Origin of the sequence: Streptomyces sp. NPDC048196 (assembly GCF_040652715.1) — a bacterium.
In the GTDB taxonomy this organism is placed as follows: Bacteria; Actinomycetota; Actinomycetes; order Streptomycetales; family Streptomycetaceae; genus Streptomyces; species Streptomyces siderophoricus.
Map to the genome: position 1 here is coordinate 19,055 of NZ_JBEZMM010000044.1, position 14,681 is coordinate 33,735.

The following is a 14,681-nucleotide window of genomic DNA, read 5'->3' on the forward strand; positions in this document are numbered from 1 at the left end:
CGTCCCAGTCGTCGAATCGCCCCGGCACGAACCGTTCCGGGCCCACGACCGCAGAGGCGCCGCTCCCCAGCAGCTACTGGACCACCTACTGCGTCACCTGCCAGCCGACACCGTCGGCGTGCGTGGCCCAGCTGACCTCGCCGACCCACAGACCAGCCACCGCCCGGGCCGCTCGTATGGGCTGAGGGCGAACCCGCCACTGAGCCGCCGCCTCGCTCCAGCCTCCCGGAAGGCCAGGACGAGACGGCGAGCCTCAGCGCGAGCCGCTCCGAAGTCGCCTTTCCAGAACGGAGGTTCAACCCCATAGGCACGGTCACCCGGTCGCACCCAAGCCGCGTCAGGTGGTGCGCCCCACCGACGCCGGCCTTTATCTGCTCGCCTTGTCTACGTGCCGTTGCCTGCTCGCCTCTGAGCGCCACGCCGCACTCAGGGCCCCGTTACGAGCATGCCGGCCGTGCGCCGGATGGGAACCTCACGCCGCCTGGCGCACCCGCCCATACGCCAGCAACGCCCGGTGCGGCAGCACCAGGCCACCATCCCCGTCCGTGAACTCCTCGGCCAACAGGGCGAAGTGTCGCCGAACGCGCTCGACCCCCTCCACCCCCTGACTGGTAACGACCCGCCCAATCGTGGCCACCCCCGCCGCCGGTCCCTGCCACCACTCCTCCGCCGTCGTGTGGTGTTCCCAGGCCAGCGAACGGCACCCCGCCTCGGTCAGCCCAGCTTCGGTCAGCAGCGCCGCGAGCCCCTCCTCCGTACGCGGGAAGTCGTCTTCCGGCGCGAGCGCGGGCACATCGGCCGGCCGGGGCACTCCGGCCGCCGCCGCGGCTCGCCCGAGCAGCGCCTGCCCGGACGCCGGGGGCACGGCCCAGACCGTGAGCGCGATCCGGCCGCCCGGGCGGGTCACCCGACGCAGCTCCGCAAGCGCCACCCGCGGCCGCCCCACATGATTGAGCACGAAGTTACCCACCACCGCATCGAACTGATCGCGCATAAAGGGCAGTTGAGGCAGCGCGGCAATGTATACGGAAGCATCCGGAACACCCTGAGCGGCCCGCTTAGCCATCCCGGGTTCGGCATCCACCGCCACCACCTGCGCACCCCGCGCACCCGCCGCCGCAGCGACCAACCCCGGGCCCGTTCCCACGTCGAGCACCCACATGCCCTGCCGTACCCCAGCAGCATCGAGCAACGCGGGCACCGGATACGCGCACAGCCTGCCGAACCCTGCCTCGTAGGCGGCCACGCTCCCCGCCCAGGCCCGCCGCTCACTCACATCGAACGGCGTCCGCACCCGCGCCGCCCCACCCACCTCAGCCGCCTTCACAACCGCTCCTCCCCCAACTCGCCGCCAACCAACTGTCGCCCCTTCCTTGCCCCCCGCCCCCACCCCACCCACCCAGCCGTTCCTCCACCCACCACAACTCCCCCACTCACCCAACTCGGCCGCGCCAGGACAGGACAGGACGGCCAGAATCGGCCCCGGCCGCCCCCAGGCTCACCCCAACTCGCCTCCCCTCCGCCGGAGTCAGGCGTACCCCGCCCAGACCCACCCCAACTCAGCCCCGACTCAACCCCGCTTCGCCCCCGACTCACCCCCGACTCACCCCCGACCCAAGGCTGTTACCCACCCGTAACCTACCGATGGGTTACCTTCGGTAAGGGTCGGACTTTACTCTCCAGTCACCTCGGGCCGGGCGTATGCCCCTCCTGTCCCCAGACAGCGTGCGGCCGGCTCGCATCGAGATCTGGAGCAGAAGATGACCCCCTCCCGTACGACCCTGCGCGCCGCTATCGGCACCGTTTCGGCGGCAGTGCTGGCCACGACCGTGCTCACCGGCGCACCGGCCACCGCCCAGGCGGCGACGCCGGGCGCCGCCCCCGTGGCCACGGCGTCCGCCGGCTCCGCCTCCGTGCGGTTCGTCGACATCAAGGGCGAGGGCGGGATCACCCTCAAGGCCAACGTCTTCACCCCGGCCGGTGCGGACGGGACGCGGCGGTACCCGGTCATCGTGCTGCCCACCAGCTGGGCGATGCCGCAGGTCGAGTACATGGCACAGGCCAAGAAGCTGGCCGATGCGGGATATGTGGTCGTCGGATACAACTCGCGCGGCTTCTGGCAGTCCGGCGGGCAGATCGAGACCGCCGGGCCGGAGGACATCGCCGACGCCTCGAAGGTCATCGACTGGGCGCTGGCGAACACCCCCGCCGATCCGCAGAAGGTCGGTATGGGTGGGGTCTCCTACGGGGCCGGGATCAGTCTGCTGACCGCTGCGTTCGACAAGCGGATCAAGGTGGTGGCGGCGCTCAGCGGCTGGGCCAACCTGATCGACTCGATCTACAGCGGACGGACCCAGCATGTGCAGGCGGCGGCGATGCTCGGCGGCGCTGGTGAGCTGACCGGGCGGCCGAGCGCCGAACTCCGCACCGTCCTCAAGGACTTCATGTCCTCCAATCTCTCCAAGGAGAAGGATCTGATCGCCTGGGGGAAGAAGCGCTCCCCCGCCACCTATCTCGACCGGATCAATGCCAATGGCGCGGCGATCATGCTGGGCAATGCGTGGGGCGATTCGCTTTTCCCGCCCAACCAGTACGCCGACTTCTTCGACAAGCTCAAGGGGCCGAAGCGGCTGGAGTTCCGGCCCGGCGACCATGCGACCGCCGAGGCCCTCGGGTTGTTCGGGCTGCCCAACGACACCTGGACCGACACCAAGCGGTGGTTCGACCACTACCTCAAGGGCGCCGACAACGGGATCGACAAGGAATCTCCGGTGCTGCTCAAGTCCCGTTCCACCGGCGCCTACGAGGGCTACAAGAGCTGGAAGGACGTGCCGTCCGCGCACCGGAGGATCGCCCTGGACGGCAGCCCGAAGATCCACACCAACTGGGACTCCGGCGCCGACGGCGGGCTGATCTTCCTCTCCAGCATCATGGACCAGTTCTTCCGGTTGCCGCCGATGGCTTCGATCCCGCTGCTGCCGCGCTCGCTGGCCGCCGTCTGGCAGTCCGAGCGCTACGAGACCGGGCAGCGGGTCCGCGGCACCACCCGGCTGCACACCACCCTCACCAGCACCGCCGAGAGCGGTACCGCGATCGCGTACCTCTACGACGTCGGCCCGCTCGGCGTCGGCAAGTTGGTCACCCACGCGCCGTACACCTTCCACGGCAAGACGCCCGGGCAGCCCTTCGGCGTGGACCTGGAGCTCTTCTCCACCGCCTACGACGTCCCGGCCGGGCACAAGCTGGCGGTGGTCGTGGACACCGTCGATCCGCTGTACATCGAGCACAATCCATCCGGCGCCCGGCTGACGTTCTCCTCTCCCGCGGACGATCCGTCGTACGTCTCCGTCCCGGTGCGCGACTAGGCGCCGCGGCGGCGCCGGCCCCGGTTCGTCGGCACGTTGGTGAGAGCCGGGGAGGGTAAGGCGGCGGATGCCGAGGGAGCAGGGATCGAGGTAGCGGGGATCGAGACAGTGAGGAGGGAGGGAGTGGGGACTGGGGGAATGGGCTAGGGCGGGGTGGGTGAGGGCGGTGAGCGCGGACATGGTGGGGCCTCCCGAAGGGATGTCGTGTGACGGGCTGTTCGTGTCATCAACGGTTCCATGCACGCCGGCCCAGGTCATCGCCCCACGGGTTGACCGCCCACCTCAACCCCTGGTTCTGAATCCCTGGTTCTCAACCCCTGGTTCTCAATCCCCCGTTGTCAGACCGCGATTCTCAGACCTCGGTTCTCAGACCCCGGTTCTCGCCCATGGTTCTCAACCCTCGCGCCCCGCGGACCGGTCGTAGGCCCCGGGGCGTACAGCGCGGGCCCGAGGCGGCAGGGGATGGTGGTCGCTAGCCTCACCGTATGGCCACCACCCCACCGGCCCGCGATGCCGGGCAGCGGAAGCGCGATGCGCTCGCTCGACTGAGGACGGACGAGGACGCCTGGATCTCCTCGGCGTCCGCCGACGGCACGCCCTACCTCGTGCCGTTGTCGTTCGTCTGGCACGGCGAGCGGCTGGTGATGGCCACGAAGAAGAACAACCCGAGGCCCGCAACCTCCGGGCCAACGGTTCCTGCTGGGTGGCGCTGGGCCCCACCCGGGACGTGGTCCTCATGGAGAGCACGGCCGAGACGGTCGCCTCCGACGCGCTGCCCGACGACATGGGCAAGGCGTTCGCCGAGAAGCTCGGCTGGGATCCGCGCGGCCGGGAGGCCTGGGTGTTCCTCGTCTTCCGCCCGCGCCGGATCCTGGTCTGGCGCGAGGTGAACGAGCTCGCGGAGCGGGAGCTGATGCGGGACGGGGTGTGGCGGGTGTAGTCCCGCGCGGCCACGCGTACGGGCCCAGGAGCGGCCGGTGGCATGATCGCCGGTATGGGAAATTCCGCCTCGGGCCCGCAACAGCGGCCGCATCTGCCCACGACCGAGTCAGCCGTCACGGCCGTACGGGAGATCGCCGAGGAGTACCGGCTCGAAGTGACCGTCACGGACGACATCGGTGCGGACGTGATCTCCCGGCGCACCTCCGCCGGGGCGTTCACCGTGCTGGACCCGGACGGCTCGCTGCCGCACGAGGCATTCGTGGAGCTGGGCGGGGACCCGGCGGTCACCGTCCAGTTGTTCCCCGAGGACGATGCGAAGATCACGGTGGACGGGGTGGAGTTCGCGGATGTGCCGCGGGATGCGGTGCCGGCGTTCCTGCGGTCCGTGTACGGAGGTCTGGCCCACGTCAAGACGCGGTTCCTCCCGCCGGGACAGTGGCTGATCGTCCCGCTGCCCGGTGATGAGACGTACAAGGAGCTGATCATGAGCGGGACGCTCAGCCCCTGGCTCGCGCGCCGCGTCCGTTGACGGCGGCCCTACGAGCGCGTGGATGTGCCCGGACCTGGGAGCAACGGCCCTGCCCCCCGCCTGACTCACCGCGGGTGCCTCGGTTCGCCCGCCTCAAGCCGTCGGCCGGTGATGGTCGCCCGGCATGAGGTTCCCCGGTTCCGCGGCGGCCACCTCGGCGGACTCGACCTTGGGGTTGCGCATTTGGCGCCGGGAGACCCAGTTGGCGAACCAGGAGAGCAGCATGCACATCCCGATGTAGATCGGCGCGATGATCATGACGACGGGGATGAACGGCAGGTCGTAGTCGAGGTTGGAGGCGATGAGCTTGCCGGCGTGCAGGAACTCCTCGTAGGTGATGAGGAATCCCAGCGAGGTGTCCTTGAGCGCGACGACCAGCTGGCTGATGATCGCCGGCAGCATTGCCCGGACCGCCTGCGGCACCAGCACGTACGTCATGACCTGCGTCTTGTGCATGCCGAGGGCGTAGGCGGCCTCGCCCTGGCCGCGCTCGACGGCGTTGATGCCGCTGCGGAAGACCTCGGCGAGGACCGAGCCGTTGTAGAGCGTCAGGCCGGCGACCAGGGCGGGCAGCGGCGCCACCTGGAGCGCCACGTAGATGAAGAAGATCATGACGAGCAGCGGCATCGCGCGGAAGAACTCCACGACCAGCGTGCACAGCCAGCGGATCGGCCGGTGGACGGAGAGCCGCCCGGTGGCGAGCACCGCGCCGAAGGCCAACGACAGCACCGCGGCGAAGCCGAAGGCCCGCAGGGTGTTGGCCAGTCCGGTCAGCAGGAGTTCCTGGATGCCGACGTAGGTGAAGGGGCTCCACTTCGCCCTGGTGAACTGGCCGGTGACGAAGAGGAGGTAGAGGATCCAGCCGATCAGGGCGAGGATCACGACCGTCCCGGCGAGTCCGTAGGCCCGGTGGCGGGTCCTGGCCCGGGGGCCGGGGACGTCGTAGAGGGCGTTGGCGGTCATCGGGCGACTCCGTAGTGCTTCTCCAGCACGTTGAAGATCGCGCTGATGGAAAGGGTCACGATCAGGTAGCCGACGGCGATCCAGACGAAGGTCCAGATGATGCTGTAGCCCAGCTCGTTGAGCGGCTTGTAGACACCGAGGAGTTCGACGACGCTGAAGGCGCCGGCGATCGCGGAGTTCTTGGCGAGCGCGATCAGCGTGGACCCGATGGGCGGGATGACGGAGCGGAACGCCTGGGGCAGGACGACGATGCCGAGGGTCTGCGGGAAGGTCATGCCGAGGCTGCGCGCCGCCTCGCCCTGCCCGGTCGGCACCGTGTTGATGCCGGAGCGGACCGCCTCGCAGATGAAGGCGGAGGTGTAGCAGCCGAGCGCCAGGATGGCGAAGAGCTTGAAGGGCAGCACCAGGCCGAACCGCGGCAGGCCCAGCACCACGGCGAAGAACAGCAAGGTCAGCGGGGTGTTGCGGAGCACCGTCACCCACGCGGTGCCGAAGGCCCGCAGCGAGCGGACCGGGGCGACCCGGAAGGCCGCCATGAGGAAGCCGAGGGCGAGCGCCAACAGGGAGGCGTAGACGGTGAGTTCGACGGTGCCGAGCAGCCCCTCCGCGTAGAGGGAGAGGTTGTCGAGGAGAACGTTCATCGGTCGGTTCCTTGGCGGCTCAGGTCGCCGGGTAGCGGTCGATCGGGGGCGGCTCGGGGGCGGGCACCCCGGACAGGCCGAGGGTCGCGTCGTAGGCCTTCTTCCAGTTGCCGTTCTTCTCGTTCGCGGCGAGCGCGTCGTCCAGGGCGAAGCGCAGCGCGTTGTCGGCGCGCGGGACGCCGATGCCGTACGGCTCCTCGGAAAAGGGTTTGCCGACCACCTTGAGCTCGCGGGGGACCTTGGCGGCGTAGCCGAGCAGGATCGCGTCGTCGGTGGTGACCGCGTCGACCTGGTAGGTGAGCAGGTTGTCCACGCACACCGAGTAGGTGTCGTAGGCGACGAGGACGGCCTTGGGGTACTCGGACTGGATGCGCTGGTACGGGGTCGAGCCGGCCGCCGAGCAGACGCGTTTGCCGGCCAGGTCCTGCGGTCCGTGGATGTCGTGTTCGTCGGTGCGCACCAGCAGGGACTGGCCGGCCATGTAGTACGGGCCGGCGAAGCCGACCAGCTTCTTGCGCTTGTCGTTGATCGTGTAGGTGCCGACGTAGAGGTCGATCTGGCCGTTCTGCAGGGCGGTCTCGCGGTTGGCGGAGGCGATGGTCCGGAACTGGATGGTGCGGGGCGGGAAGCCGAGGGCGGCGGACATCATCTTGGCGATCTCGATGTCGAAGCCCGTGTAGACGCCGGTGGCGGGGTCCTTCTCGCCGAGGTACGGCTGGTCCTCCTTGACGCCGATGATGAGGTGGCCGCGACGCTTGGCCGCCGCCCAGGTCGGGGAGGAGGGCAGCCGGAAGTTCTTGGCGACCGGGTACCGGGGCAGTTCGCTGCCCTTGGGGCCCTTGACCGGTGGGCTGCCGGCCCGGCCGCAGCCCGCGAGGAGCAGTGCGAGGACGCCTACTACGGCGAGCACCAGGGCGGTGCGGGTGCGGGGCAGGCGCGCGGAGTGTCGGTGTGCAGACTGTCGGTACGACATGGCGGCACCCCCGTTCAGTGCTTGAGGATCTTGGAGAGGAAGTCCTTCGCCCGCTCGCTGCGCGGGGCGGTGAAGAATTCCTCGGGGGTGCGGTCCTCTACGATCCGGCCGTCGGCCATGAACACCACGCGGTTGGCGGCGGACCGGGCGAAGCCCATCTCGTGGGTGACCACGACCATGGTCATGCCCTCCCGGGCGAGCTGCCGCATGACCTCCAGCACCTCGTTGATCATCTCCGGGTCGAGTGCGGAGGTCGGCTCGTCGAAGAGCAGCGCCTTGGGGTCCATGGCGAGCGCGCGGGCGATGGCGACGCGTTGTTGTTGGCCGCCGGAGAGCTGCGCGGGGTATTTGTCGGCCTGGGAGACGAGCCCGACCCGGTCCAGGAGCTCACGGGCGCGCCGCGCTGCCTCGTCCTTGCGCTTCTTCCGGACCTTGACGGGGGCCAGCATGATGTTGTCGAGCACGGTCTTGTGGGCGAAGAGGTTGAACGACTGGAAGACCATGCCGACCTCGGCGCGTAGCTGGGCGAGCGCCCGGCCCTCTTCGGGCAGCGGTCTGCCGTCGAGTTCGATCGTGCCCGATTCGATGGTTTCCAGGCGGTTGATGGCCCGGCACAGGGTGGATTTTCCGGACCCGGAGGGCCCGATGACCACGACCACCTCCCCACGGTCGACGGTGAGGTCGATGTCCTGGAGGACGTGCAGTTTTCCGTAGTGCTTGTTGACCCCGCGCAGTTCAATCAGCGCCTCACCGGCCATGTCCGACCTGCCCACTCTCATCCGTACAGCGGAGAGCCCGCAAACTACCGGGGAGATTGAGGCGGTACGCCCTGACACGCACGTCCAGGCGGGTTCGAGGGGATAAATCGGGTAAGTCGGTCTGATGGTGTGCGGGGCCGCTGATGCGTTCTCCGGGGGTGCGCGCTCCGGTGGCGCCCTCGCCGGCGGGGAGGGGAGAGTACGCGCGGGGTCGGTACGCAGGGGGCCGGTACGCACGGGGTCGGTACGCAGGGCACCGGTACGTAGGGAACCGATACGCACGGGGCCGGTGCGACGGGTCCCGGGCTTCCGGTCTCAGCTCTCCGCGGCCTCGGCGTACACCTGGGAGAGTTCCGGCGCGCCGTCGTCGGCCCACTGGTGGCCGGCCGCCACGACGTCGATCTCGCGCCCGGACGCCAGCCGGACCACCGGCTGCCCGTCCGGCCAGACGTGCCAGACCGCGCCGCGGACGGTACGCACCAGTACGGTGCCCAGGTACAGGCCCGCGTCGTTGCCGAGCCAGGGCGCGACCTCGGGGTCGTCCCGCCAGACCGGCTGGAGCTGGTCCAGCCGCTCCAACGACCGTACCGAGTCGTCGAGTTCGACGCCCGCGGTGGCGGCGTGGGACCGCAGCAGCTCGCACTCGGACAGCAGCTCGACGACGCTCTCCGGGTCGGCGCGCACCGACTCCGCGAGCGGCACGGACCGGCGGGTCGGCGGTCGCTTGCGCCACTTGTCCAGGAAAGACATGTTCATGGTGTGCAGGGTCCCACCCCACCTGTGGTCGGGGCCACAGGCGCGCGGCGTGAGCCGGCGCCGTACGCCACCTTGACGCGCCCCCGTCGGCTCCCTACCTTCAGTGCACCCGGAGCGGATCTGCGGCCGGAGGGGGACACGGACCGATGCGCCTACGCCGATGGGGCACCGCCCTGACACTGCTGCTCCTGATAACCGCGCTGCCGGGCACCGCGCTCGTGCCGACGGCCGCGGCCACCACGGCGCCGCCGGCGCCCCGCCCGCTGCCCCGGCTCTTCGACAACACGGCGGTGAGCGACAACTCCCGCCCCGGTGCGGCCGATTTCGACGGCGCGGGCCGCTCGTTGTCCGCGCAGGACCTGGCAGCGGCCGGCTGGTCACCGGGGAGCGTGCTCACCCTCGACGGCGCACGACTCCGCCTGCCGCCCAGCGCGGCCGGGACGCCGGACAACGTACGGGCCGACGGCCAGGCGGTCGCGGTGCGCGGCCGGGGTGATGCACTGACCTTCCTGGTGGCCGGTACGGGTGGCCAGGTGGCCGGCCGCGGAACCGTCCGCTACCGGGACGGCTCGCACAGCGCCTACGAACTGACCGCTCCCGATTGGCGCTCCGGACCGCTGAGCACCAAGGCGGTGGCGCTGCCGCACCTCAACGGCCCGGACGGGCAGTCGGCCGGTCCGGCGCGGCTGTACGCGGTGACCGTACCGCTGCGGCCGGGGCGGGAGGTGGCGTCGGTGGTGCTGCCGCCCGGGCCCCCGGCCACGGCCGCCCTGCACGTCTTCGCGCTGTCGGTACGGGACACCGGGCGTGGCCGCACCGGGAGTTGGGCGGCGAGCACGGCCGGCTACCGCGCCGTCGGCCCCTGGCGGGACCGTACGGTGCGGCTGGTCGTCCACAGCGGCGCGGGCGGGCCACGGGCTCGGATCCGGATCGCCAACACCTTCGCGGCGGCACCGGTCGCCATCGGGGCGGCGAGCATCGCGGTGCGCGGTACGGGAGCGGCGGCCCACGGCCGGCCCGTGGCGCTGACCTTCCGGGGGCGGGCCGGGGCCCGGATACCCGCCGGCGCGGAACTGTTCAGCGATCCCGCGGCCTTCACCGTCCCCGCGGACGCCGATCTGCTGGTGAGCCTGCATCTGCCCGGGACGGTGACCGCGGCGCCGGCGCACCAGGAGGCGGCCCAGCTCTCGTACGTGAGCGCCGACGGCAGCGGCGACCGTACCCGGGACGCGGACGGCGGCGGCTACCCGCAGACCATGGCCTTCTGGCCGTTCCTGACCGGTCTGGAGATCGACGGCGGCCCCGGCTCGATCGTCGCGCTGGGCGATTCGATCACCGACGGGGTGAAGTCGACGAGCGGCGCCAACCGCCGCTGGCCGGACGTCCTCGCCCGCCGCTTCCGGGCCCAGCACGCGCTGCCCCGCTACGGCGTGCTCAACCACGGCATCTCGGCGAACCGCATCGTCACCGACCGCTATCAGGGCGACGGGGTGAGCACGGACACCGGCGGGGTCAGCGCCCAACACCGGCTGGAACGCGACGCGTTGGCCCAGGCGGGGACGCGGACCGTGGTCGTCTTCGAGGGCATCAACGACGTGCGCTGGGGCACCCCGGCCGAGGACGTCATCGCAGGTCTGCGGGCGCTGGCCCGGCGGGCGCACGAGCGGGGGCTGCGGGCGGTCGCGGCAACCCTCACGCCGTGCGGGGGCTACCCCGACTGCACCCCGGCCGCGGAAGCCCGCCGTCAGGCCGTCAACGCCTTCCTGCGCGACGGCGCCGGGCAGGGCGCCTTCGACGCGACCCTGGACTTCGACGCCGTACTGCGCGACCCGGCCGCTCCGGCCCGCATGCTCCCCGCCTACGACAGCGGCGACCACCTCCACCCGGGCGACGCGGGGCTGCGCGCGCTGGGCGAGTCGATCGAGCTGAGGACGCTCGTGCCCTGAGGGACGCTCGTGTCCGAGGACGCTTGTGTCCTGAGGACGGTCATGCCCTGAGGGGCCTCGATCGGTGGCCTGTCACACCCCCGCGGACTGGACGTCCAGGTCCACCACGACCGGGGCGTGGTCCGAGGCGCCCTTGCCCTTGCGCTCCTCGCGGTCGACGTAGGCGTCGGAGACGGCTTTGGCGAAGGGGGCGTTGCCGTAGACGAGGTCGATGCGCATACCGCGGTTCTTGGGGAACGCGAGCTGGCGGTAGTCCCAGTAGGTGTACGGGCGGTCGTACTTGAGGGGGCGCGGGACGACGTCCGACAGGCCCGCCTCGCGGAGGGCCTGGAGGGCGGCGCGCTCGGCGGGGGTGACATGGGTGGAGCCGACGAAGACGGCGGGGTCCCAGACGTCCTCGTCCGTGGGGGCGACGTTGTAGTCCCCGAGGACCGCGAACGGGCGGTCGCCCGCCGCGTCCTCGGCGACCGCGGTCTTCAGGGCCTCGAACCAGCCGAGCTTGTAGGTGTAGTGCGCATGCTCGACCTCGCGGCCGTTGGGGACGTAGACAGACCAGACCCGGGCCGCGCCGCAGGTCGCCGAGATGGCCCGGGGCTCCTCCACGCCGTCGTACTGCGGCCCGCCGGGCAGGCCGATGACGACGTCCTCCAGCCCGACCTTGGAGAGCACGGCCACGCCGTTCCACCTGCCGTTGGCGTTGACCGCGGCCTCATAGCCGAGCTCGCGGAGCTGCTCGTAGGGGAACTGCTCGGCGGTGCACTTGGTCTCCTGGAGGCACAGCACGTCCGTGCCGGAGCTCTCCAGCCAGGCCAGCAGCCGCGGCAGGCGGGCGGTGATCGAATTGACGTTCCAGGTCGCGATGCGCATGTCTGCAAACCTACCGCCCGCCACTGACAGCCCGGGTCCGGTCCTGGTCCGGGCCCGGTCCGGGACCGGTCCGGGACCGGAGCTGGGCCCGTTTGGCGGGGCCCGGACGCGCTCGGCGGGGCCCGGACGTGAGGGAAACGGGCTTGGGGGCCCCGGGCCTGGGGGCCCCGGGCCTGGGAGGGCCGGGCCGGCGAGGGCCGGGGCGAGGGCCAAGCCTGGGGGACATCGGCCGCCCGGGGTCCAGCCCACCGCGGTTCAGCCCACCAAGGATCAGCCCACTGCCGTTCCAACCACCAGGGATCAGCCCACTCCGGTTCCACCCACCAGAGATCAGCCCACCACGGTTCAGCCCACCGCGGTGTGGCTGCCGGGGGTGAGCCGGCCGTGGTCCGTACCGCCGAGCTTGTCGATCATGGAGTCGTAGATCGGGCGCGCGTGGTCCTGGAGCAGGCTGTCGTGGATGTCGATGGCCCGCCGGGGCGCGACCTCGCGGACGTAGTCGATCACTTCGGCGACCTTGTTCCAGGGCGCGTGGACGGGCAGGAGCAGGGTGTCGACCGTACGCCCCTCGGGGACGGTGAGCGCGTCACCGGGGTGGAACACCGCGCCGCCGTCGAGGAGGTAGCCGACGTTGGTGACCCGCGGGATGTCGGGGTGGATCACCGCGTGCAGCTGGCCGTGCACCTCGACCTCGAAGCCGGCCGCGGTGAAGGTGTCGCCCTCACCGACGGTGTGGACGCGGCCCGGGAAGGCGGCCGAGAGCTGCTCGGCGACGCTCGCGAGGGTCCAGATCTCGGCACCCGGGTTGGCCTCCATACCCGCCCGCAGCCGGTCCTCGTGGAAGTGGTCCATGTGCTCGTGGGTGACCAGGATCGCGTCCGCGCCGACGGCCGCGTCCTCCTCGCTGAAGACACCCGGGTCGATGACGAGCGTCTGCCCGTCCTTCTCCAGCCGGACGCAGGCATGGGTCTTCTTGGTGAGTTCCATGCCTGCCATCTTGCCGGGCCGGAGAGCGGGCGGTGCCCCGACGTGCTCCCCCAGCTCACGTCTCCCCGGCTCGCGTGTCCCTGGCTCGCATCTCCCCGGCTCACGTGTCCCTGGCTCGCATCTCCCCGGCTCACGTCTCTGACACGTGCGCCTTCGCGTCACCTGACCCGCCCACCCCCCGAAGGGGGGTGGGCGGCGGGGAAACGTAGGGAGCTGGTGGCCGGCAGGGAGGAGGGTGCTCAGGCAGTGCACCCGGCAAGAGGAAGCTCAGGCAGTACAACCGGCAAGAGGGTGCTCAGGCAGTGCAGCCGGCAAGGGGGTGCGGAGGCGGCGCGCCCCACGCAACAAGAGGGCCCCTGGCACCCGCCCCCTCCCCCGTACAAGGAGACGACAAGGGCCCACAGCCCCCGATCCCTTCAACCCTCACCCCTCACCCCTCGCCCCTGACCCTCACCCCGCTCCCCTCACCCCTCCGGTGTCGTTTCCTCGCGGATTACTTGCTGGGCGACCGCGAAGGCGGAGTTGGCGGCCGGGACGCCGCAGTAGATGGCGGTGTGGAGGAGGACTTCCTTGATCTCCGACGGGGTGAGGCCGTTGCGGAGGGCTGCACGGGTGTGCAGGGCCAGCTCTTCCTTGTGGCCACGGGCGGTCAGCGCGGTGAGCGTGATGATGCTGCGGGTGCGGCGGTCGAGGCCCGGGCGGGTCCAGGTCTCGCCCCAGGCGTAGCGGGTGATGAAGTCCTGGAAGTCGCCGGTGAAGTCGTCGGCGGCGGCCTGGGCGCGGTCGACGTGGGCGTCGCCGAGGACCTCCCGGCGGACTTTGAGTCCCGCCTCGTACGTGCCGTCGCGGTCCTGCTCGGGCTGGGCGAGGCCGGACTCTATGGCGGCGGGAGGCGCCTGCGGGGGCGGCGGCGGTGCGATCTGCGGCTTGGGGGCGGCGGCGCCGATGGCTGCCTGGCCGCCGGGGCCGGGCTTGTCGTGCCAGGCGTTGGTGAAGTGCCGGATGAGCAGCTCGGTGACGGCCGCGGGCTGCTCGACGGGCGCCAGGTGGGAGGTGCCGGGCACCAGGGCCAGGCTCGCGTCGGGTATGCCGGCGACCAGGGTGCGGGCGTCGGTGGTCGGGGTGACCTGGTCCTCGGAGCCGACGACGACGAGCGTGGGCACGCCGACCCGGCCGAGCGAGGAGCGCACGTCGTACGAGGCCAGCGCCTCGCAGGCGGCGATGTAGCAGCCGGGGTCGGTGGTCCGCACCATCTGGACGGCCCATTCGACGATGGCGGGCTGGGCGCCGGCGAAGCCCGGGGTGAACCAGTGCTCGGGGGCGGTGCGGGCGATCGGGTCGAGTCCGTTGGTGCGGATGACGACGCCGCGCTGCCGCCAGGCGTCGGCGGTCCCGTAGCGCGGTGAGGAGGACACCAGTGCCAGGGAGGTGACGCGGTGCGGGCGGGTGAGGGCCAGCTGGGTGCCGATGGCGCCGCCGATGTTGCAGCCGGCGTAGCCGAAACGGTCCACGCCGAGGCCGTCGAGCGTGGCGATCAGCCGGTCGGCCAGCTCGGCGACGGAGGGCGCCGCGTGGGCGGGGGAACCGCCGTGTCCGGGCAGGTCGAAACGGATGACCCGCCACTGGCGGGTCAGCTCGGGGATCTGCCGGTCCCACATGTGCCATGTGGTACCCAGCGCGGCACCGAGGACGAGTACGGGGGCGTCGTCTGGACCATCAATCCGGTGCTGCAGGGTCTTCTCACTCACCCGACCACGCTACCCACTCCGTGACGCGATCCTGACACCCGGGTCAGGAAGAGCCGACAAAACGTGGCCGTCCAGCGCGCCTGGAGGCGGGATCTGCGCAGGTCAGAGCCTCACCGTGGAGACTTCGTGGACGACCAGGAGACCCGACTCGTCGCAGCTCACCATGATCCGCTCGTACGGATCCGGCGCCACCTTGCTCATGATCA

General features: G+C 71.1%; 13 protein-coding genes. 4 read left to right on the top strand and 9 right to left on the bottom strand.

Features of this window, described 5'->3' with window-relative positions; translation table 11 throughout:
• Nucleotides 1-472: 472 nt before the first annotated feature.
• The gene (locus AB0E02_RS30615) at nt 473-1,327 is read right to left on the bottom strand and encodes a class I SAM-dependent methyltransferase (protein ID WP_362145150.1); all 855 of its coding nucleotides are present in this window, start codon (nt 1,325-1,327) and stop codon (nt 473-475) included.
• 433 nt (nt 1,328-1,760) lie between these two features.
• Here AB0E02_RS30615 and AB0E02_RS30620 point away from each other — a divergent pair, with 433 nt between their 5' ends.
• The 3 genes from AB0E02_RS30620 to AB0E02_RS30630 all read left to right on the top strand — a co-directional run bounded on the left by AB0E02_RS30620 (nt 1,761) and on the right by AB0E02_RS30630 (nt 4,836).
• On the top strand, nt 1,761-3,365 hold the full coding sequence (locus tag AB0E02_RS30620) for an alpha/beta fold hydrolase (protein ID WP_362145153.1): 1,605 nt from the start codon (nt 1,761-1,763) through the stop codon (nt 3,363-3,365).
• A 703-nt stretch (nt 3,366-4,068) separates the two neighbouring features.
• The gene (locus AB0E02_RS30625; protein WP_362145156.1) at nt 4,069-4,305 is read left to right on the top strand and encodes a hypothetical protein; all 237 of its coding nucleotides are present in this window, start codon (nt 4,069-4,071) and stop codon (nt 4,303-4,305) included.
• A 54-nt stretch (nt 4,306-4,359) separates the two neighbouring features.
• Complete coding sequence (locus tag AB0E02_RS30630; RefSeq protein WP_362145158.1) at nt 4,360-4,836, top strand: hypothetical protein; 477 nt, start codon at nt 4,360-4,362, stop codon at nt 4,834-4,836.
• Nucleotides 4,837-4,929: 93 nt separating this feature from the next.
• Here AB0E02_RS30630 and AB0E02_RS30635 read toward each other — a convergent pair whose 3' ends face one another.
• From AB0E02_RS30635 to AB0E02_RS30655, 5 genes are all read right to left on the bottom strand, one after another.
• Nucleotides 4,930-5,799 (bottom strand): amino acid ABC transporter permease, encoded by an 870-nt coding sequence (locus AB0E02_RS30635; RefSeq protein WP_362145161.1) that lies wholly within the window; start codon nt 5,797-5,799, stop codon nt 4,930-4,932.
• Nucleotides 5,796-6,440: an amino acid ABC transporter permease gene (locus tag AB0E02_RS30640; protein ID WP_351532973.1), complete on the bottom strand. Its 645-nt coding sequence runs from the start codon at nt 6,438-6,440 to the stop codon at nt 5,796-5,798. Before AB0E02_RS30640 ends, AB0E02_RS30635 begins: the two co-directional genes overlap by 4 nt.
• Before the next feature lie 19 nt (nt 6,441-6,459).
• Nucleotides 6,460-7,413, bottom strand: a complete 954-nt coding sequence (locus tag AB0E02_RS30645; RefSeq protein ID WP_362145165.1) for a glutamate ABC transporter substrate-binding protein — start codon at nt 7,411-7,413, stop codon at nt 6,460-6,462.
• A gap of 14 nt (nt 7,414-7,427) precedes the next feature.
• The gene (locus AB0E02_RS30650) at nt 7,428-8,171 is read right to left on the bottom strand and encodes an amino acid ABC transporter ATP-binding protein (protein ID WP_362145262.1); all 744 of its coding nucleotides are present in this window, start codon (nt 8,169-8,171) and stop codon (nt 7,428-7,430) included.
• A 315-nt stretch (nt 8,172-8,486) separates the two neighbouring features.
• Nucleotides 8,487-8,927: a DUF6278 family protein gene (locus AB0E02_RS30655; RefSeq protein WP_362145168.1), complete on the bottom strand. Its 441-nt coding sequence runs from the start codon at nt 8,925-8,927 to the stop codon at nt 8,487-8,489.
• Between the two features lie 146 nt (nt 8,928-9,073).
• Between AB0E02_RS30655 and AB0E02_RS30660 the strand changes: the two genes are divergently transcribed.
• Nucleotides 9,074-10,873, top strand: a complete 1,800-nt coding sequence (locus AB0E02_RS30660) for an SGNH/GDSL hydrolase family protein (protein ID WP_362145171.1) — start codon at nt 9,074-9,076, stop codon at nt 10,871-10,873.
• Nucleotides 10,874-10,945: 72 nt separating this feature from the next.
• On the opposite strand, the gene AB0E02_RS30665 is transcribed toward AB0E02_RS30660, so the two are convergent.
• The 3 genes from AB0E02_RS30665 to pcaC form a co-directional block, all read right to left on the bottom strand.
• Entirely contained in the window at nt 10,946-11,740 is a 795-nt protein-coding gene (locus AB0E02_RS30665; RefSeq protein WP_362145174.1) for an exodeoxyribonuclease III, read from the bottom strand.
• A gap of 345 nt (nt 11,741-12,085) precedes the next feature.
• Nucleotides 12,086-12,727: an MBL fold metallo-hydrolase gene (locus AB0E02_RS30670; protein ID WP_030810108.1), complete on the bottom strand. Its 642-nt coding sequence runs from the start codon at nt 12,725-12,727 to the stop codon at nt 12,086-12,088.
• Nucleotides 12,728-13,191: 464 nt separating this feature from the next.
• Complete coding sequence (gene pcaC, locus AB0E02_RS30675; RefSeq protein ID WP_362145179.1) at nt 13,192-14,475, bottom strand: 4-carboxymuconolactone decarboxylase; 1,284 nt, start codon at nt 14,473-14,475, stop codon at nt 13,192-13,194.
• Nucleotides 14,476-14,681: the final 206 nt, after the last annotated feature.